This window comes from Pantoea sp. X-Soil-ISGK-275, from assembly GCF_059730795.1.
Map to the genome: position 1 here is coordinate 3,025,797 of NZ_AP035976.1, position 18,583 is coordinate 3,044,379.

Consider the following 18,583-nt stretch of genomic DNA (forward strand, 5'->3'; position numbering starts at 1 on the left):
CCACTTTTATCACCAGACAGATTGCTTTCAGTGATGCGGCTCTGGTATTTAAGCTTCCAATTATTTCGGTGCCTGAAATTAATCTGCCTTTGAAGTGGATCAAGCTGAATCGATTTACTGATTTGGCGAAACGGCGAATCACGGCATAATGAGAAGAGTGACGCATTCGTGCAGTTTTTGATCTGTCACTGTTAATGACGTACTCATTCGAGCGCATTTTATGGTGAGCTTAAAACCATACCAGCGCACCTACGCAGGCTAAAGTTACGGCTCCAGGCTAGACTTTAGATCCATAACACCAAACCTGATAAAGTTGGGGAAATAGAATGTTCCAGCAAGAAGTTACCATTACCGCACCTAACGGCCTTCATACTCGTCCTGCAGCCCAGTTCGTTAAAGAAGCAAAGGCTTTCCAGTCAGAAATCACTGTGACCTCCAATGGCAAATCTGCCAGCGCGAAAAGCCTGTTCAAACTGCAGACTTTGGGTCTGACGCAAGGTACGGTTGTTACGCTGTCTGCCGAAGGTGAAGACGAGCAGAATGCGGTTGAGCACCTGGTCAAGCTGATGGCTGAGCTGGAGTAACCGGCTCAGTTCGCAACTAAACCGACCCCTTTGCCCCATTGAGTGCAAATATCTTGATCGCGGACAACCTGTCCGCGTTATTGCATCTTTAGAGTACTGCTCCGCGACAGTGGCGACGCATCGGGTCAATGAGCCATCGTGATTAAAAGGTAGGGTTATGATTTCAGGCATTTTAGCATCACCGGGTATCGCTTTCGGCAACGCACTTTTGCTGAAGGAAGATGAGATCGTCATTAGCCGTAAAAAAATTACTGACGATCAGGTTGAGCAGGAAGTTCAGCGCTTCCTCGATGGACGCAGCAAAGCTGCTTCACAGCTCGAAGCCATTCGCATTAAAGCCGGTGAAACCTTCGGTGAAGAGAAAGCGGCGATCTTTGAAGGTCACATCATGCTGCTCGAAGACGAAGAGCTTGAGCAGGAAATCATCGACCTCATCAAAAAAGACCACGCTACCGCTGACGCCGCTGCTCACACCGTGATTGAAGGCCAGGCCGTTGCACTGGAAGAGCTGGATGACGAATATCTGAAAGAGCGTGCGGCTGACGTACGTGATATCGGTAAGCGTCTGCTGCAGAACATTCTCGGTCTGCACATTGTTGATCTGAGCGCGATTGCTGAAGAATCTATTCTGGTGGCGAAAGATTTAACGCCGTCAGAAACCGCACAGCTGAACCTGAAAAAGGTGCTGGGCTTTATCACCGATATTGGTGGACGTACCTCTCACACCTCTATTATGGCGCGTTCACTCGAGCTGCCTGCGATTGTCGGCACCGGTAATGTGACCACCACCGTGAAAAACGGTGATTTCCTGATTATTGATGGCGTGAACAACAAGATTTACGTCAATCCTTCAGAGCAGGAACTGGAAGAGCTGAAAGCGATCCAGACGCAATATCTGTCTGAGAAGCATGAACTGGCGAAACTGAAAGATCTGCCGGCCATTACGCTGGACGGCCATCAGGTTGAAGTCTGCGCTAACATCGGTACCGTGCGCGATGTCGCTGGTGCAGAGCGCAACGGCGCAGAAGGTGTTGGCTTGTATCGTACCGAGTTCCTGTTTATGGACCGCGATTCACTGCCAACTGAAGAAGAGCAGTTCCAGGCTTACAAAGCGGTTGCTGAAGCTGTGGGTTCGCAGGCGGTTATCGTGCGTACCATGGACATCGGCGGCGATAAAGATCTGCCTTACATGAACCTGCCAAAAGAAGACAACCCGTTCCTCGGCTGGCGCGCGATTCGTATCGCGATGGACCGCAAAGAGATTCTGCATGCGCAGCTGCGCGCGATTCTGCGTGCATCCTCTTTCGGTAAACTGCGCATCATGTTCCCAATGATCATTTCAGTAGAAGAAGTTCGCATTCTGAAAGGCGAGCTCGAGCTGCTGAAAGCGCAACTGCGCGAAGAAGGCAAATCCTTTGATGAGTCCATTGAAGTGGGCATCATGGTTGAAACGCCAGCATCCGCAGTGATTGCTCGCCATCTGGCGAAAGAGGTCGACTTCTTTAGTATTGGGACAAATGACCTGACGCAGTATACTCTGGCGGTCGATCGTGGTAATGATTTGATTTCACACCTCTATAACCCAATGACGCCGTCTGTTCTGGGCCTCATTAAGCAAGTGATCGACGCATCACATGCCGAAGGGAAATGGACCGGCATGTGTGGTGAGCTGGCTGGTGATGAACGTGCTACACTACTGTTACTGGGAATGGGGCTGGACGAATTCAGCATGAGCGCCATTTCAATCCCAAGCATCAAGAAAATCATTCGTAATACTAATTTCGAAGATGCGAAGGCATTGGCGGAGCAGGCTCTGGATCAACCAACAGCGGATGATTTGATGAATTTGGTCAACAAGTTCATTAAAGAAAAAACGCTCTGCTGATCCACGGACGCTAGCCTCAAATTACTGCTTAGGAGAAGATCATGGGTTTGTTTTCTAAACTTTTTGGCGAAAAATCAGAGAGCGCGTCAGGCACTATCGATATCGTTGCGCCTCTGTCAGGCGAAATCGTAAATATCGAAGACGTACCTGATGTGGTATTCGCTGAGAAAATCGTTGGTGACGGTATCGCAATCAAACCAACCGGCAACAAAATGGTTGCACCGGTTGATGGTACTATCGGCAAGATTTTCGAAACTAACCACGCATTTTCAATCGAATCTGATAACGGCATCGAACTGTTTGTTCACTTCGGTATCGACACGGTTGAGCTCAAAGGTGAAGGTTTCAAACGCATCGCTGAAGAAGGCCAGAAGGTTAAGAAAGGCGACGTGGTGATCGAGTTTGATCTGGCACTGCTGGAAGAGAAAGCGAAATCCACGCTGACGCCGGTTGTAATCTCGAACATGGACGAGATTAAAGACCTGATCAAACTCTCCGGTCAGGTAACTGTGGGCGAAACTCCGGTTATCCGCATCAAGAAGTAAGCTTCGGCTGATTCGTGAGAATTGTAAAACGGCACCCAATGGGTGCCGTTTTTGTTTAAGACTGCCCTACCCTTGCATCTTTCAGTGCGCACCATCCGTGAAGAGGTTGGGACGACGGGGCAGAGGAGTGAAGCGTCTCGCGCCAGGGAAGGCGCGAGCCGAGGCTTAGGGACGGTTTATGCCGTCTTTACGATCTGCCCCGTCGTCCTGACCGACCACACCAAGCCTCAATCCTGCTTCCAACGCGGCAACCTTAATGTCAGCTCCAACCCCCCTTCCGGGCGATTTACCGCCTGCACTTCTCCGTGATGCGCCAGAATCACCTTACGCACAATTGAAAGCCCTAAGCCGTAGCCTTTGCCCATCAGCGGAGAATTCACGCGGACAAACGGGTCGAAGATACTCGAGAGCTTCTCATCGTCAACGCCCGGCCCTTGATCGCGCACGCTTATCGCCAGCCACTGATTCTCCGCCTGCAGGCGCACATTGATGTGCTGACCTTTATGCGAGAAACGCAGCGCATTGCGCAGCACATTCTCCACGCCACGGCGAATCAGCTCTGCATTGCCGTGCACGGTGTAATCCGCGTTCTCATCAACCTGAAAATCGACTTTCACGCCTGGAATTTGCGCCTCGTAGCGCACATCAGTCACCACCGCATGCAGCAGGCCGGTAAGGTCGAAATACTGTTCGCCCGGCATACTCTCGTGCTCAGCACGCGAAAGTGTCAGCAGCTCACCAATCATCTTGTCGAGGCGCCGAGCCTCCTCATCAATACGATTGAGTGAGGACTCCACAGATTCCGGCGTCTGTCGCGCCAGGCCGGTTGCCAACTGCAATCGCGCCAGCGGTGAACGCAGCTCGTGGGAGATATCATGCAGCAGCTCCTCGCGCGCTTTTACCAGCGTATCGAGGCGCTCCACCATCGCATCAAAATCCTGCGCAACGTTTGAGAGCTCGTCATGGCGTTTACGCATCACCGGATAGAGCCGCACCGACAAATCGCCGCTGGAGACACGCGCAAAGCCCTCGCGCAGCTGCCGCATCGGCCGCGTCAGGTTCCACGCCAGCAGCAGGCTAAACAGCAGCCCCAGTGCGCCGGCGAAGGTAAACATCGGTTCTGGGATATTCAGGATGCGACGCGGGCCGCCGCCGCCCATCGAGCTATCTTCACGCAGGCCTTTAACGTCATAACGCAACTCGTACTGTTTACCATCCTGCCCTTTCACCCAACGCACAATCACATTGGGAAAAGGCCCATGAAACGGTGCGCTAAAGGTTTCCGGTGGCGCATCGCCCGGCGTGGTAACGGGTTTATCGTGCTGAATGACGGAGAAAAACTGACGATCGTTCGGCTCCCAGTCCGCCATCATGTCATCCAGCGAGCTCAGCCCGCCGCGCTCCAGCACTGAGACGGCGGAAGCCATTTGCAGATTAACGATACGGCGAATCGCGACAATCTCGGGCGGCTCATGTCGATTACCGGAGAGCGTAAAGCCCAGCCACAACAGCTGGCTGATGATGACAAACACAATCCAGAAGCCGAGCAAAATCTTCCAGAACATGCGGCCGCGATAGCTGTGTTTCATCGAATGCGATAACCAATGCTGCGCACAGTTTCAATATTGACGCTGTCGGCGGTTAACGCAGCCAGCTTTTGACGGATGTTGCTGATATGCACATCAACGCTACGATCGTAAGCTTCGCGCGGACGGCCAAGGCCTTTTTCCGACAGCTCATCTTTCGATACCACGCGGTCCGGCGCACGCAGCAGCAGATCCAGCAGATTGAACTCAGAAGCCGTCAGGTCGAACGCTTTGCCCTGCCATTCGGTGATACGTGTGGCGGGATTGAGGCTGAGATCGCCCCAGCGCAGCAGCTCTTTCTTATCCGGCAGCGGAGTTTGATCTTCAAAGCGCCGCAGCACGGCACGCAGGCGGGCCACCAGTTCACGCGGATAGCACGGTTTCGGCATGTAATCATCCGCGCCCATTTCAAGTCCGATAACACGATCGATGTTGTCGCCTTTCGCCGTCAGCATAATCACCGGCAAACGGCTGTTCTGGCGCACCTGACGCAGCACATCGATGCCGCTCATATCAGGCAGCATGATGTCGAGAATCATCGCGGTATAATTACCCGACAGCGCACCTTCAACACCGGCGCTTCCGGTTAAAACCAATTGCGTTTCGAAGCCTTCCGCAATCAGGTATTGGCTTAGCATGGTGCCAAGCTCTACATCATCATCAACCAGCAGGATTTTCATTTTTATCTCTCGTACAAAATTGCCGCTATTTTGTCCTGACTCCGCCGCGAACGCAGCCGGTTTTACGCGATCCTTACAGTGCTTACGCTAGACGATTATTAGGGGAACTATAGACAAAAATGGCCCAGTCATACTTTAAAGGTATGCATAGGCCAAATTAAATGCGGGGAAAATCGCTCAATGGAAAACGCCGGTGGAGAGATAGCGATCGCCACGATCGCAAACAATCGCTACCACCACGCTGCCTGGCTGCGCGGTTGCGATACGCAAGGCGCCCGCCACCGCGCCGCCAGAGCTAACGCCACAGAAAATCCCTTCACGCTGCGCCAGCGCGCGCATGGTCTCTTCCGCTTCGCGCTGCGCCATATCGATCACCTCATCCACCAGCTCCGGACGGAAAATACCGGGCAGATAGGCTTCGGGCCAGCGACGTATACCGGGAATGCTGCTGCCCTCTTGCGGCTGCAGGCCAATTACCTGCACCGCAGGCGCGAACTCTTTCAGGTAACGTCCCACGCCGGTGATGGTGCCGGTGGTCCCCATGCTGGAGACAAAATGCGTCATACGGCCAGCGCTTTGCTGCCAGATTTCCGGGCCGGTGGTGAGATAGTGGCCCAGCGGGTTATCGGGATTGTTGAACTGATCCAGCACACGCCCTTCGCCACGCTCGGCCATTGCTTGCGCCAAATCGCGCGCCCCTTCCATGCCCTGCTCGCGCGTCACCAGTAATAACTCAGCGCCATAGGCGCGCATCGCGTCCTGACGCTCCTGGCTCATGTTATCAGGCATCAGCAGACGCAGCTTGTAGCCTTTCATCGCGGCGATCATCGCCAGCGCAATGCCGGTGTTGCCGCTGGTGGCTTCGATTAGGGTATCGCCCGGTTTGATATCACCGCGCAACTCCGCCTGATGAATCATCGACCAGGCCGCACGATCTTTCACGGAACCGGCTGGATTGTTGCCCTCCAGCTTTAGCCAGATCTCGCTGCCGTTATCAGGCGTCAGGCGCTGCAACTTAATCAACGGCGTATTGCCGATGGTATTTTCCAGTGTGGTCACGGTTTGATTCCAGACGAAAGAAGTGCAAATAAAACGGGCGGGAAAGTCCCGCCCGAAGGAGTGTCAAAAATATCAGGCGCTCTCGGCAAAGGCAACCGGGCGCAGCGGCGTAGTGCCATGGTAAATTCGCGCCTGTTGCAGGCCAACGAACAGGCGTTCACCGCGAATCGGCGCGTTATGGTCGCCATCGAACACCACCGAGAACACATCGCCCTGCCAACCGCTCGGCTGCACCACCAATTGCCAGAAGTGACCACGCGGGCTGATCTCCAGCACCTGCACCGGTAAAGGCGTTTCCAGACTGCTCTGGCGTGAAATATCGATTTCCCACGGACGCAGGAACAGCTCAACCTCGCCCTGATGCGCCGGCGTATAGCCCAGCGGCCAGCGATGCGCGGCAACATGGAACTGCGAGCCGTGCACTTCGCCCGCAAAGCGATTCACTTCACCGAGGAATTCGAGCACAAAGCGCGTCGCCGGGTCGCGCCACACGTCATCTGGTGTGCCAACCTGTTCGATGTTGCCCTGGCTCATCACCACCACGGTATCCGCCACTTCCATCGCTTCTTCCTGGTCGTGGGTGACGAACACGCTGGTGAATTTCAACTCTTCATGCAGCTGACGCAACCAGCGACGCAGCTCTTTACGCACCTGCGCATCAAGCGCGCCAAACGGCTCATCCAGCAGCAGAATTTGCGGTTCTACCGCCAAGGCACGCGCCAGCGCCACACGCTGCTTCTGTCCACCAGACAACTGCGCCGGGAAACGGTTTCCGAGATGGGAAAGTTGTACCATCTCAAGCAGACGCGTAACGCGCTGTTTGATCTCAGCAGCGCTCGGACGTTCACGACGTGGCAGCACCGTCAGGCCAAAGGCGATGTTGTCGAACACCGTCATGTGGCGGAACAGCGCGTAATGCTGGAAAACGAAGCCCACCTGACGATCGCGCGCATGGATGCGACTGACGTCTTTGCCATTGAAATGGATTTGTCCGCTGTTCTGATGTTCCAGCCCAGCGATGATACGCAGCAGCGTTGTTTTACCGGAGCCGGACGGCCCCAGCAGCCCCACCATCTTGCCGGAAGGAATATCCAGAGAGATGTCGTTCAGTACCGACGTGCGGTCAAACGATTTGTTGATTTGTTTAATCTCAATGCTCATGATTTTCCTCCTGTAGGCGCTTCTGCTGATGCTCTAATCGCCACTGCACCACGCTTTTCAGAAACAGCGTTACAATTGCCATCAGGGTCAGCAGCGCGGCGGCGGTAAAGGCGCCCACGGTGTTGTAATCCTGATGCAGTAATTCAACCTGAAGCGGCAAGGTATAGGTTTCGCCGCGAATCGATCCCGAAACCACCGAGACCGCACCAAATTCACCAATCGCTCGTGCGTTGGTCAGAACCACGCCGTACATCAGCGCCCAGCGGATATTTGGCAGCGTCACGCGGCGGAACATCTGCCAGCCGGATGCGCCCAGCAGCACCGCTGCTTCATCTTCGTGGCTACCCTGGCTCAGCATCACCGGCACCAACTCACGCACCACAAACGGACAGGTAACGAAGATGGTGGCCAACACCATGCCCGGCCAGGAGAACATAATCTGAATATTGTGCGCATCCAGCCAGCCGCCGGCAGGACCGTTAACGCCCCAGAACAGCAGATACATCAAACCGGCAACCACCGGCGACACCGCAAACGGGATATCAAACAGCGTCAACAGCAGTTGGCGACCAGGGAAAGTAAAGCGCGTTACCAGCCACGCCAGCAGCGTACCGAACACCATATTGACCGGCACGGTAATCAGCGCCACTAACAGGGTCAGCCAGATGGCGTGCAGCATGTCACCATCTTTCAGGTTATTCAGCGAGGCAACCAAACCCTGGTTGAGCGCTTCCCAGAAGATGGAAACCATCGGCACCACCAGCAGCAGGATGGAAACCAGCGCGCCGATACCAATCAGCAGCCACTTACCCCAGTTGATTGGCTGGCGGTCAGCGTGATTGATGTGTGAAATTTCCGCCATCAGTGGCCTCCTAAGCGACGGCCAAAGCGGCTCTGCAAGGTGTTAATCGCGAACAGCAGCAATAAGGAAGCGGCCATGATCACTGACGCGATGGCGCTCGCCGCCGGATAATCAAACTCCTGCAGACGCACGAAAATCATCAGCGAAGTCACTTCGGTTTTCCACGCGATGTTACCGGCGATAAAGATCACTGCGCCGAACTCACCGATACTGCGGGTAAACGACAGCGCGGTACCGGCCAGCAACGCCGGTGCCACTTCTGGCAGCACCACGCGACGGAAGCTCTGCCAGCGCGTAGCGCCGAGGGTTTCCGCTGCTTCTTCATATTCCGGACCTAACTCTTCCAGCACCGGCTGCACGGTACGCACCACAAACGGGATGCTGGTAAAGGCCATCGCCACGGCAATACCGAGCCAGGTATAAGAGACTTTGATATCAAAATGCGCCAGCCATTGGCCGTACCAGCCGTTGACCGAAAACAGGCCTGCCAGCGTTAAGCCCGCCACCGCAGTTGGCAGCGCAAACGGCAGATCCATCAAACCATCAAGCAGCGTACGTCCGGGGAAGCGATAGCGGGTCAAAATCCACGCCATCAGCATGCCGAATACCGCATTGAACAGCGAAGCCACGCCCGCTGCCAGAATCGTCACTTTGTACGCAGCAACCAGCTGTGGATGAGTGATTACATCCCAGTATTGCGCCAGCGTCATCTGCGACAATTGCATCAGCAGCGCGCTGATCGGCAGCAGCAGAATCAGGCAGGTGAAGAGTAAGCTGGTGCCGAGGCTCAATCCAAAGCCGGGCAAGACACGTTTTTGAGCGAGCGCAAACATTAACCGCGCCCCGCTGCCAGTAATTTGTCCAGCTCACCGTCACTGGCAAAATGGACTTTCATCACGTTGTCCCAGCCGCCAAAGGCATCTTTGACGTTGAACAGTTCAGTTTGTGGGAAGCGATCTTTCTGCTCCGCCATCAACTGCGCATTGTTCACGCGATAGTAGTAACTGGTGATAATTTTCTGCGCTTCAGGCGTATAGAGATAATTCAGATAGGCTTTGGCCGCGTCGGTGGTGCCGTTGTGCTCGACATTTTTGTCGACCCACGCCACCGGGAACTCCGCCAGAATATTGGTTTTCGGCACGATCACGTCGTACTGATCTTTGCCGTACTGATTACGGATGTTATTCACTTCCGATTCAAAGCTGATCAGCACATCGCCCAGCCCGCGCTCGGCAAACGTAGTGGTAGCGCCGCGACCGCCGGTATCAAACACTTCAACGTTCTTGAGGAACTTCGCCATATAAGCTTCAGTTTTAGCTTTATCGTTGCCATCAGCCTGATCGGCAGCGCCCCACGCGGCTAGATAGGTATAACGACCGTTACCGGACGTTTTTGGATTTGGGAAAATCAGCTTCACGTTATCGCGCGCCAGATCGGCCCAGCTGTGAATCTGCTTTGGATTACCCTTACGCACCAGAAACGCCATGGTGGAGTAAAACGGTGAGCTGCTGTTTGGCAGACGCTGTTGCCAGTCAGCGGGAATCAGTTGGCCTTTATCATGCAGCACCTGCACATCAGTAACCTGATTGTAAGTCACCACATCGGCGCGCAGACCTTGCAGAATCGCCAGCGCCTGCTTAGAAGAACCGGCGTGCGACTGCTTGATGGTCAGCTTGTCATTGGGATGCGCAGCGTCCCACTGCTTTTCAAAGGGTGCATTCAGGGCAACGAACAGTTCGCGCGAAACGTCGTAGGAGCTATTCAGCAACTCGGTCGCTTGCGCCGCACTGGCTAAAGCACACGACAGCGCGATACCGCCAAGCCATTTTTTCGAAATCGGAAGTGTCATGCTGCACCCTGAAAGACGGCAGTTAAGCCAATGCCATTAGATGCTGTCAGTGTATTTATAACTCAGGGGAAAGCTGTAACGGTTTTATATATCGTTTAGGGATTTCAAAGTCTAAAAAGGCATAAGACGGCGGGAGAGTTTATGCGGTGAGTGGGATTGAAGTGTGCGGCGTTTCGTAGGGTCGCCATTTATGGCGACCTCGCTTAATTACAGCGCTGTAAGCACATCCAGCGACGGCGCAAAAAAGTAGCTTCCACTCACCGGTTTAGTGAAGCGCAACATCGCGTCCATTTTTCCGTCGCGCTCGCCAAACATACTCAGCAGCTGCTGCTCAATATTGTAGAGACGATGACAGTAAGAAATGAAAAAGAGGCCATGCGTACCGCTGGCGCTGCCGTACGGCAAGCTTTGGCGCAGAATCTTCAGCCCTTTGCCCTCCTCTTTCAGATCGACACGGCTGAGATGCGACGTCACCGGACGTCGATCGCCTGGCAGCTCTTCATCCGTCTCTTTGGTACGACCAATAATCGCTTCCTGCTTCTCTACTGCCATACGATTCCACAGCTTGAGGTTATGCTCCCAGCGTTGGGTAAACACATAGCTGCCGCCCGCATCGGGGCCTGCGCTGATAATCGCCACATCCTTGCGCGCTTCGCCCTGCGGGTTTTCCGTGCCATCGACGAAGCCCGACAAATCGCGGTCTTCAATCCAGCGGAAACCGTGCGTCTCTTCTTCGATATTGACGGCAGCAGCAAAGGCGCTGAGTGCGGCCTGAGCGAGCGCGAAGTTCACGTCATGTCGTTGAGATTGAATATGGATCAGCAAATCGCGCTGCGTGGCCGGCGCAATGCCGTTACCGAGCGCGGCGAAAGCTTTGAGTTCAGGTGCGGAAGCATTGCCTTGCAGATCGCGCCACAGCGCATCGCCAAAGGCGATCACCGCGCCCAATCCGGCATCACTGAATTTAGTTTGCAGCGCTTCAAGCTGAAGCAGGAAGGATTTGCTGCCCTGGCGCAGCGCGTCAAGATCGCCCGTGACGCGGGCTTCGAGCCAAATGGCGAAACGGCGGTGTTCCAACAGGATCCCGCTCTGAAACTGAGACATTGCACTGCTCTCCGGCATGAAAGTTAGACGATGTTTTTTTCGCCCGTATCATACCGGAAAGCCACACTCTTTGAGCGGGTGTTTAAGCAAGTTTTATCTTGTTTAACGCTGCCAGACAATCTTGCTGATTTTCCAGCTTTTCAGGGTATCGTCCGACGGCATCAAGCCTTCCGGACCATGCCATTCTCCGCTATAGATGTAGGAGATGTGCTGACTACCCGGCGCACGGCACTCAACATTACGTGCATCGAGACCGGTGACCATTTTGCAGTTATTAAAGGCTTTGCTGAACTTCGCGCTGAACAGATCGCCGATCTTGCTGCCGTCCGCCGCTTTGGCATCGGCATCCTGCACTTCAATGCGCTCAACGCTGGTGCTGCCGTTAATCACCAATTTAACCTTGTCGCCATCCAGCGCCTGCCAGAAATCCACCACCTGACCATTCTGCGTGCGCATGCCCTGACGCAATTTGTAATCGCCGTTCAGCGCTTTATTAATGGCGTCTTCCGACATTGAGGTGGTGCTCGTCAGGCCCGCAACGCCTTGCTCGGTGACCTCCAGCGATCCACCAAACCAGCCGAGCGGATTGAGCGCCGACCAGTGATAGCTCAGCGGATTGTACCAATGACTTTCGCTATCGCTCGCGTTGGTTGAGGAACCCGAACTGGCGCAGCCGGCCAAAATCATGCTGCTAACCAGCAGTGCTTGACGAACAACTTTCATGAAAACTCCTTGATCTGCTAAGCCGATTGGCGTGCCTGTTGGAGTCGCAAACCGGCAAAAAGTTTATTCGATGTGCTGATGTTCCGGCAGAAAGCAGTCGCGCAGGCGCGGTTGCGTTTGCAACCAGAACAGCGCCAGCAGGTCAAACAGCGTCAATAACAGCGGCAGCGGCGAGTCGGGAAAGGCGCCTTGCAGCAGGCTGGAACCTTGCCACAGCAGGCTGATAAGTAGCGATGCGCTCAATACATGACGCCAGCGTTGCCACAGGCGCGGCCAGCGCTGGCGATAGCCGGTCAGTAACAAGCCAATCGCCGCCGGAATGCCTAACGCCAGTCCCAGCCAAAAGCTTTGACGATCGGGATAGAACAGCGCCAGCAAATCATTGCCCTGCTGACGCGATGCGCCCGCCATCACCAATAGCAGCCAGGTGCGCGCCTGCAATAACAGGATCAGCCAGAAAAGAAATGGCAGCCGCAGCTGCCCTTTCGCATCGTACTCTTCGGGAAGGTATTTCAAACCGACCATTAATACTCGCGATCTTCAATCAAACGCTTGCCCAGCAGCAGCGAATCCACCGGCTCGTACTCAAGCTTTTCATAGAACGCCACCACCTGATCGTTCTCTTCGCGCACCATCAAATTGATTTTTGGGCAACCGCGCGCAATCAGCTTCTTCTCGAGACGATTCATCAACGCATTAGCAAAGCCACGCCCCTGATAATCAGGATGCACCGCAAGATAGTAAACGGAGCCGCGATGGCCGTCGTAGCCGCCCATCACCGTACCGACCACTTCGCCACCGACTTCCGCAACCAGAAACAGTTCCGCGTCGTGGTTCATTTTGCGTTCGATGTCCAGCTCGGGATCGTTCCATGGGCGTAACAAATCGCAACGCTCCCAGAGCGTGATCACTTCTTCAAAATCTTCCTGGCGGAAAGAACGGATTTCCATCGACGTTACCCTGCTGTTAGGCACAATTCGCTGATTATCACGCATTCTTTGCCAGGCGCAACCCTCACGCGTGACAACGGGGCAAAAAAAGCGCGACATCGCTGTTAGTCAGTTGCAATAGAAAGTAAACACTTGAAATAGTTACGAGGTCGCCGCCTGACAATTGTTACGCTATAACACTGGGCAGGATTTACCTGCCATGGACCCGTAAATGAAGAAGATTTCACTGCTTAAGCGCCTTACCAATCGTCGCCAACTGATACTTTCCGGTTTAGCGCTGGCGGTGTTGTCACCGCGCGCGGTACAGGCCAAAGAACAAAACAGCGATTTGCGCGTCAGTCCGCGTCATACGCCACCGAAACCCGCCAGCAACGGCAAACGCATCGTGATGATTGATCCTGGCCACGGCGGCATCGATTCCGGCGCTGTCGGCGAAGAGGGTTCGGAAGAGAAACACATCGTGCTGGCGATCGCTAACACCGTGAAGACGCTGCTGCAGTCGCATCCGCGCATCGAAGTGCGCCTGACGCGCGACAGCGACCACTTTATTCCGCTCTATCAGCGCGTCGAAATTGCCCATCAGCACGGCGCTAACCTGTTTATGTCGATTCACGCCGACGGCTACACCAGCCCCGATGCGAACGGCGCATCGGTATTTGCCCTTTCCAATCGCGGTGCCAGCAGCGCGATGGCGCGTTACCTGTCACAGCGTGAAAACGACGCCGACAAAGTGGGCGGCGCCGAGGTGCAGGATAAAGATCATTACCTCAACCAGATTCTGTTCGATCTGGTGCAGACCGATACCATCCGCAACAGCCTGACGCTGGGTAAACACGTGCTCGATCAGATTCGCCCGGTGCATCATCTGCACAGCCAGCACACCGAACAAGCCGCGTTTGCGGTGCTGAAATCGCCGTCAATTCCGTCGGTGCTGGTGGAAACCTCTTTCATTACCAATCCGCGTGAAGAGCAATTGCTCGGCACGCAGGCGTTCCGCCAGAAAATTGCCAGCGCCATTGCCGACGGCATCGCCCGCTACTTCGATGAGGTCGATCGTCGCGAAGCATAGCCTTTATCCTGTGGTAGAATCGCGGCAAATTTCTGGAACGAGTGACTGATGAGCAATCCCGATATTTCCCGCGTCAAAGCCTTTTTGCTGGCGCTGCAAGATGATATTTGCGCCCAATTAGCGGCGGAAGATGGCAAGGCGAGCTTTGCCGAAGACGAGTGGCAGCGTCCCGGCGGCGGCGGTGGACGCAGTCGCGTCTTGCGTGATGGCGCGGTATTTGAACAAGCTGGCGTTAACTTCTCGCACGTACACGGCGATCAAATGCCAGCATCCGCTACCGCACATCGTCCCGAACTGGCTGGCCGCAGCTTTGAAGCGATGGGTGTGTCGCTGGTGGTGCATCCATCCAATCCTTACGTACCAACCAGCCACGCCAACGTGCGCTTCTTTATTGCGGAAAAACCGGGAGCCGATCCGGTGTGGTGGTTTGGCGGCGGTTTCGATCTCACTCCCTATTACGGCTTCGAAGAGGATGCGCTGCACTGGCATCAAACCGCACACGATCTGTGCCAGCCGTTTGGTGAAGAGATTTACCCGCGCTACAAAAAGTGGTGCGACGATTACTTCTATCTCAAGCATCGCGACGAGCAGCGCGGCATCGGCGGCCTGTTCTATGACGATCTGAACACGCCCGATTTCGATTACTGCTTCGATTTCATGCAGGCGGTCGGCAACGGTTTCGCCGCTGCCTATCTGCCGATTGTGGCGAAGCGCAAAGCGCTGCCATGGGGCGAACGTGAGCGCCAGTTCCAGCTTTACCGTCGTGGTCGCTACGTCGAGTTCAATCTGGTGTGGGATCGCGGCACGCTGTTTGGCCTGCAAACCGGCGGCCGCACCGAATCGATTTTGATGTCGATGCCACCGCTGGTGCGCTGGGAATACGATTATCAGCCAGAAGCCGATTCCCCCGAAGCCGCCTTGTACCGCGATTTCCTGCCAGTCAAAGATTGGCTGAAATAACCCGTAGGGTCGCCATTCATGGCGACCTTTTTGATAGTTCTATAACGGTTCGGTCTGCGCCTCCACCACCGCTAACGCCACCATATTTACAATGCGCCGCACCGATGCGATGCGCGTCAACACATGCACCGGTTTGCTGATCCCCATCAGCACCGGTCCCACCGTAACACCTTCGGAGCAGGAGACGCGCAGCAGGTTATAGCTGATACGCGCCGCTTCGACGTTCGGCATAATCAGCAAATTTGCGGTGCCTTTCAGCGGGCTATCTGGCATCAGTTCGCGGCGAATGCTCTCAACCAGCGCCGCGTCGCCGTGCATCTCGCCGTCAATTTCCAGTTCCGGGGCGCGTTGCTGAATCAGCGCCAGCACGTCGCGCATTTTGCGCGCGCCCGGCGCATTCGAGGTGCCAAAGCTGGAGTGCGACAGCAGCGCCACGCGCGGTTCAATGCCGAAGCGTCGCACCGTTTCCGCCGCCAGCAGCGTGATATCCGCGAGCTGCTCGGCGCTGGGATCTTCATTGACGTAGGTGTCGGCAATAAAGGTGTTGCCGCTCGGCAGCAGCAGCGCATTCATCGCGCCCGCCACCTTCACGTCTTCACGCAGCCCAAACACTTTCTCCACCACGTCGTAATGTTCCTGATAATCGCCGATGGTGCCGCAGATCAGCGCGTCAGCCTCGCCACGATGCACCATGATTGCGCCAATCAATGTAGGATTGCCGATCACCGCGCGCTGGGCGGTTTCCGGCGTCACGCCACGCCGTTTCATGATCTGGTAATACTCGTTCCAGTACTCTTTGAAACGCGGATCGGACTCGTTATTAACGATCTCAAAATCTTTACCCGCCTCGATCTTCAACCCCTGCTTTTGCAGACGCATGGCGATCACGTTCGGGCGACCAATCAGAATCGGTTTCGCCAGGCCCAGTGTTACCAGTTCCTGCGTGGCATGCAGCACGCGCACCTCTTCGCCTTCGGCCAGCACCACGCGTTTGGGATCTTTGCGCGCCTGCGAGAAGATCGGCTTCATAAACAGGTTAGTTTTGTAGACGAACTCGGTAAGCTGCTCACGATAGGCATCAAAATCTTCTATTGGTCGCGTGGCGACGCCCGATTCCATCGCCGCTTTGGCTACCGCTGGCGCGATCTGCACAATCAAACGTGGATCGAAAGGTTTGGGGATCAGGTATTCCGGGCCGAAACTCAGGTCCTGATCGTCATACGCCGACGCCACCACATCGCTCTGTTCCGCCTGCGCCAGCGCCGCAATCGCGTGTACCGCCGCCAGCTTCATCTCTTCATTGATCGCCGTGGCACCCACATCCAGCGCACCACGAAAAATAAACGGGAAGCACAGCACGTTGTTCACCTGATTGGGGAAATCAGAGCGACCGGTGCAGATAATCGCGTCGGGCCGCACCTGTTTCGCCAGCGGCGGCATGATTTCCGGTTCGGGATTGGCTAGCGCCAGAATCAGCGGATCCTGCGCCATCTTCTGCACCATTTCCGGCGTTAAAGCTTTGGGACCAGAACAACCGAGGAAGATATCTGCGCCGCCAATCACCTCATCCAGCGTGCGTGCGCCGCTGTCGGCTACCGCGTACGCGGCTTTGGTCGGCGTCATATTCGGCTCGCGATCGCGATAGATCACGCCTTTGGAATCGCAAACCACAATGTTGTGCTGCTGCATGCCGAGCGCCACCAGCAGATTCAGGCAGGCAATCGCCGAAGCACCCGCGCCGGAGACCACCAGCCGCACATCGCTGATGGCTTTTTTGACGATGGTTAAGCCGTTGAGCACCGCTGCAGTACAGATGATCGCCGTGCCGTGCTGATCGTCGTGGAACACCGGAATCTGCATCCGCTCACGCAGCTGTTGCTCAATATAGAAGCACTCGGGCGCTTTGATATCTTCCAGGTTGATGCCACCAAAAGTGGGTTCCAGCGCGGCAATTACCTCAATCAACTTATCGGGATCGCGCTCATCGATTTCGATATCAAATACGTCAATGCCAGCGAACTTTTTAAACAGCACGCCCTTGCCTTCCATCACCGGCTTACTCGCCAGCGCGCCAATATTGCCCAATCCCAGCACCGCCGTACCGTTGGAGATCACCGCCACCAGATTGCCGCGCGCGGTGTATTTGCGTGCCGCCAGCGGATCGGCGGCAATTTCCAGACAAGGCGCGGCGACGCCGGGCGAATAGGCCAGCGCCAGATCGCGCTGTGTGGCTAACGGTTTGGTGGGTGAAACCTGAATTTTTCCGGGCGTGGGGAATTGGTGAAAATCGAGCGCGCTTTGCTTAAGTTGATCGTCCATTGGGCATCCTTTGGCACCGCTAAATGAGCCATCAGTATAGGAATTTGCGGCACACAAGAGGGTGAAGGCGCTCAAAGAACGCACAGTACAAAGGGCACGGATTGCTACCGCTGCGCCTGCGGCTTTGTCACAGCCTGCTATCCTTATTGATGGCAAAACGCGTGGCTGAAGCGTTTCAGAGAAAACGCATTTTCTTCGTGAAACGTCTGTAGCACTGTGTTGGACCGGACTATAACAGGAATGGGCACCACAGATTTGCCCACAAATTTGCTCATCAAGGAGTTAAGCGATGAACCAGCTAGATGCATTAAAACAGTACACCACCGTGGTGGCAGACAGCGGCGATATCGAATCCATTCGCCATTATCACCCGGAAGATGCGACCACCAACCCATCATTGATTCTGAAAGCCGCCGGTCTCGACGCCTACAAACATCTGATTGATGACGCCATCGACTACGCGAAAAAACAGGGCGGCAGCAAAGAGACGCAAATCATCAACGCCAGCGACAAAGTGGCAATCAACCTCGGTATGGAAATTCTGAAAAGCGTACCGGGCCGTGTTTCGACCGAAGTGGATGCGCGCCTCTCCTTCGATCGTGGCATGTGTGTGACCAAAGCCGAGAAGCTGGTCCGTCTTTACGAAGAGCATGGCATCGACCGCTCACGCATTCTGATCAAGCTGGCTTCGACCTGGGAAGGCATCAAAGCCGCCGAAGAGCTGGAGAAAAACGGTATCCAGTGCAACCTGACACTGCTGTTCTCCTTCGCACAGGCGCGTGCCTGTGCTGAAGCCGGTGTGTTCCTGATCTCGCCATTTGTTGGCCGAATTTACGACTGGTACAACTCCCGCAAACCGATCGACCCGTATGTGGTTGATGAAGATCCGGGCGTGAAATCTGTGCGTCGTATCTACGATTACTACAAGAAGCACCGTTACAGCACCGTCATCATGGGTGCCAGCTTCCGTAAAGTGGAACAGATTCAGGCGCTGGCCGGCTGCGACCGTTTGACCATTTCCCCTAACCTGCTGGAAGAGCTGGCCAACAGCGACGCGCCGCTGGAGCGTAAGCTGGAGCCATCAACCGAAGGCTTCCATCAGCCGGCTTCACTGTCTGAAGCGGAATTCCGCTGGGAACACAATCAGGATCCGATGGCGGTAGAAAAACTGTCAGACGGCATCCGTCAGTTCGCCATCGACCAGCAGAAGCTGGAAGACGTGCTCTCTTCTCGTCTGTAATCCGCAC

The 18,583-nt window shown here is 55.1% G+C and carries 18 protein-coding genes; 6 read left to right on the forward strand and 12 right to left on the reverse strand.

Going from position 1 to position 18,583, the window contains the following annotated elements:
• The first annotated feature begins 326 nt into the window (after positions 1-326).
• From ptsH to crr, 3 genes are all read left to right on the forward strand, one after another.
• On the forward strand, positions 327-584 hold the full coding sequence (gene ptsH, locus AC6I8A_RS14130) for a phosphocarrier protein Hpr (protein ID WP_008107792.1): 258 nt from the start codon (positions 327-329) through the stop codon (positions 582-584).
• A 157-nt stretch (positions 585-741) separates the two neighbouring features.
• Entirely contained in the window at positions 742-2,469 is a 1,728-nt protein-coding gene (gene ptsI, locus AC6I8A_RS14135; RefSeq protein ID WP_008107802.1) for a phosphoenolpyruvate-protein phosphotransferase PtsI, read from the forward strand.
• A gap of 41 nt (positions 2,470-2,510) precedes the next feature.
• Positions 2,511-3,014: a PTS glucose transporter subunit IIA gene (crr, locus tag AC6I8A_RS14140; protein ID WP_008107804.1), complete on the forward strand. Its 504-nt coding sequence runs from the start codon at positions 2,511-2,513 to the stop codon at positions 3,012-3,014.
• A 227-nt stretch (positions 3,015-3,241) separates the two neighbouring features.
• On the opposite strand, the gene AC6I8A_RS14145 is transcribed toward crr, so the two are convergent.
• The 11 genes from AC6I8A_RS14145 to AC6I8A_RS14195 all read right to left on the reverse strand — a co-directional run bounded on the left by AC6I8A_RS14145 (position 3,242) and on the right by AC6I8A_RS14195 (position 12,988).
• On the reverse strand, positions 3,242-4,603 hold the full coding sequence (locus tag AC6I8A_RS14145) for an ATP-binding protein (RefSeq protein ID WP_312665239.1): 1,362 nt from the start codon (positions 4,601-4,603) through the stop codon (positions 3,242-3,244).
• On the reverse strand, positions 4,600-5,280 hold the full coding sequence (locus AC6I8A_RS14150) for a response regulator transcription factor (RefSeq protein WP_008107810.1): 681 nt from the start codon (positions 5,278-5,280) through the stop codon (positions 4,600-4,602). The genes AC6I8A_RS14145 and AC6I8A_RS14150 overlap by 4 nt, the downstream gene beginning before the upstream one ends.
• 177 nt (positions 5,281-5,457) lie before the next feature.
• Positions 5,458-6,339 (reverse strand): cysteine synthase CysM, encoded by an 882-nt coding sequence (gene cysM, locus AC6I8A_RS14155; protein ID WP_256697045.1) that lies wholly within the window; start codon positions 6,337-6,339, stop codon positions 5,458-5,460.
• A 72-nt stretch (positions 6,340-6,411) separates the two neighbouring features.
• The gene (gene cysA / locus AC6I8A_RS14160; RefSeq protein WP_008107812.1) at positions 6,412-7,500 is read right to left on the reverse strand and encodes a sulfate/thiosulfate ABC transporter ATP-binding protein CysA; all 1,089 of its coding nucleotides are present in this window, start codon (positions 7,498-7,500) and stop codon (positions 6,412-6,414) included.
• Positions 7,490-8,362: a sulfate/thiosulfate ABC transporter permease CysW gene (gene cysW / locus AC6I8A_RS14165; RefSeq protein ID WP_008107814.1), complete on the reverse strand. Its 873-nt coding sequence runs from the start codon at positions 8,360-8,362 to the stop codon at positions 7,490-7,492. Before cysW ends, cysA begins: the two co-directional genes overlap by 11 nt.
• Positions 8,362-9,195, reverse strand: coding sequence for a sulfate/thiosulfate ABC transporter permease CysT (gene cysT / locus AC6I8A_RS14170; RefSeq protein ID WP_256697047.1), 834 nt, complete (start codon positions 9,193-9,195; stop codon positions 8,362-8,364). The genes cysW and cysT overlap by 1 nt, the downstream gene beginning before the upstream one ends.
• A complete protein-coding gene (locus AC6I8A_RS14175) occupies positions 9,195-10,211 on the reverse strand; it encodes a sulfate ABC transporter substrate-binding protein (protein ID WP_497818686.1) in 1,017 nt (338 codons plus the stop codon). Before AC6I8A_RS14175 ends, cysT begins: the two co-directional genes overlap by 1 nt.
• A 207-nt stretch (positions 10,212-10,418) precedes the next feature.
• Entirely contained in the window at positions 10,419-11,315 is an 897-nt protein-coding gene (locus AC6I8A_RS14180) for a Dyp-type peroxidase (RefSeq protein WP_497818687.1), read from the reverse strand.
• A 102-nt stretch (positions 11,316-11,417) separates the two neighbouring features.
• The gene (locus tag AC6I8A_RS14185; protein WP_293792748.1) at positions 11,418-12,038 is read right to left on the reverse strand and encodes an RpoE-regulated lipoprotein; all 621 of its coding nucleotides are present in this window, start codon (positions 12,036-12,038) and stop codon (positions 11,418-11,420) included.
• A gap of 63 nt (positions 12,039-12,101) precedes the next feature.
• Positions 12,102-12,563, reverse strand: coding sequence for a DUF2919 domain-containing protein (locus AC6I8A_RS14190; protein ID WP_293792747.1), 462 nt, complete (start codon positions 12,561-12,563; stop codon positions 12,102-12,104).
• Positions 12,563-12,988, reverse strand: coding sequence for a GNAT family acetyltransferase (locus AC6I8A_RS14195; protein ID WP_061717913.1), 426 nt, complete (start codon positions 12,986-12,988; stop codon positions 12,563-12,565). The genes AC6I8A_RS14190 and AC6I8A_RS14195 overlap by 1 nt, the downstream gene beginning before the upstream one ends.
• Positions 12,989-13,199: 211 nt before the next feature.
• Between AC6I8A_RS14195 and amiA the strand changes: the two genes are divergently transcribed.
• Positions 13,200-14,057 (forward strand): N-acetylmuramoyl-L-alanine amidase AmiA, encoded by an 858-nt coding sequence (gene amiA, locus AC6I8A_RS14200; protein ID WP_008107837.1) that lies wholly within the window; start codon positions 13,200-13,202, stop codon positions 14,055-14,057.
• A 48-nt stretch (positions 14,058-14,105) separates the two neighbouring features.
• Positions 14,106-15,017, forward strand: coding sequence for an oxygen-dependent coproporphyrinogen oxidase (gene hemF / locus AC6I8A_RS14205; protein ID WP_293792746.1), 912 nt, complete (start codon positions 14,106-14,108; stop codon positions 15,015-15,017).
• A 39-nt stretch (positions 15,018-15,056) separates the two neighbouring features.
• On the opposite strand, the gene maeB is transcribed toward hemF, so the two are convergent.
• The gene (gene maeB, locus AC6I8A_RS14210) at positions 15,057-17,336 is read right to left on the reverse strand and encodes an NADP-dependent oxaloacetate-decarboxylating malate dehydrogenase (RefSeq protein WP_256697054.1); all 2,280 of its coding nucleotides are present in this window, start codon (positions 17,334-17,336) and stop codon (positions 15,057-15,059) included.
• A gap of 289 nt (positions 17,337-17,625) precedes the next feature.
• Here maeB and tal point away from each other — a divergent pair, with 289 nt between their 5' ends.
• Positions 17,626-18,576, forward strand: a complete 951-nt coding sequence (gene tal / locus AC6I8A_RS14215; RefSeq protein WP_256697056.1) for a transaldolase — start codon at positions 17,626-17,628, stop codon at positions 18,574-18,576.
• Positions 18,577-18,583: the final 7 nt, after the last annotated feature.

Bases quoted from the DNA above. Each gene is read 5' to 3' on its own strand.
- ptsH (WP_008107792.1), top strand. From the start codon at position 327: ATGTTCCAGCAAGAAGTTACCATTACCGCACCTAACGGCCTTCATACT.
- ptsI (WP_008107802.1), top strand. From the start codon at position 742: ATGATTTCAGGCATTTTAGCATCACCGGGTATCGCTTTCGGCAACGCA.
- crr (WP_008107804.1), top strand. From the start codon at position 2,511: ATGGGTTTGTTTTCTAAACTTTTTGGCGAAAAATCAGAGAGCGCGTCA.
- AC6I8A_RS14145 (WP_312665239.1), bottom strand. From the start codon at position 4,603: ATGAAACACAGCTATCGCGGCCGCATGTTCTGGAAGATTTTGCTCGGC.
- AC6I8A_RS14150 (WP_008107810.1), bottom strand. From the start codon at position 5,280: ATGAAAATCCTGCTGGTTGATGATGATGTAGAGCTTGGCACCATGCTA.
- cysA (WP_008107812.1), bottom strand. From the start codon at position 7,500: ATGAGCATTGAGATTAAACAAATCAACAAATCGTTTGACCGCACGTCG.
- cysW (WP_008107814.1), bottom strand. From the start codon at position 8,362: ATGGCGGAAATTTCACACATCAATCACGCTGACCGCCAGCCAATCAAC.
- cysT (WP_256697047.1), bottom strand. From the start codon at position 9,195: ATGTTTGCGCTCGCTCAAAAACGTGTCTTGCCCGGCTTTGGATTGAGC.
- AC6I8A_RS14175 (WP_497818686.1), bottom strand. From the start codon at position 10,211: ATGACACTTCCGATTTCGAAAAAATGGCTTGGCGGTATCGCGCTGTCG.
- AC6I8A_RS14180 (WP_497818687.1), bottom strand. From the start codon at position 11,315: ATGTCTCAGTTTCAGAGCGGGATCCTGTTGGAACACCGCCGTTTCGCC.
- AC6I8A_RS14185 (WP_293792748.1), bottom strand. From the start codon at position 12,038: ATGAAAGTTGTTCGTCAAGCACTGCTGGTTAGCAGCATGATTTTGGCC.
- AC6I8A_RS14190 (WP_293792747.1), bottom strand. From the start codon at position 12,563: ATGGTCGGTTTGAAATACCTTCCCGAAGAGTACGATGCGAAAGGGCAG.
- AC6I8A_RS14195 (WP_061717913.1), bottom strand. From the start codon at position 12,988: ATGGAAATCCGTTCTTTCCGCCAGGAAGATTTTGAAGAAGTGATCACG.
- amiA (WP_008107837.1), top strand. From the start codon at position 13,200: ATGAAGAAGATTTCACTGCTTAAGCGCCTTACCAATCGTCGCCAACTG.
- hemF (WP_293792746.1), top strand. From the start codon at position 14,106: ATGAGCAATCCCGATATTTCCCGCGTCAAAGCCTTTTTGCTGGCGCTG.
- maeB (WP_256697054.1), bottom strand. From the start codon at position 17,336: ATGGACGATCAACTTAAGCAAAGCGCGCTCGATTTTCACCAATTCCCC.
- tal (WP_256697056.1), top strand. From the start codon at position 17,626: ATGAACCAGCTAGATGCATTAAAACAGTACACCACCGTGGTGGCAGAC.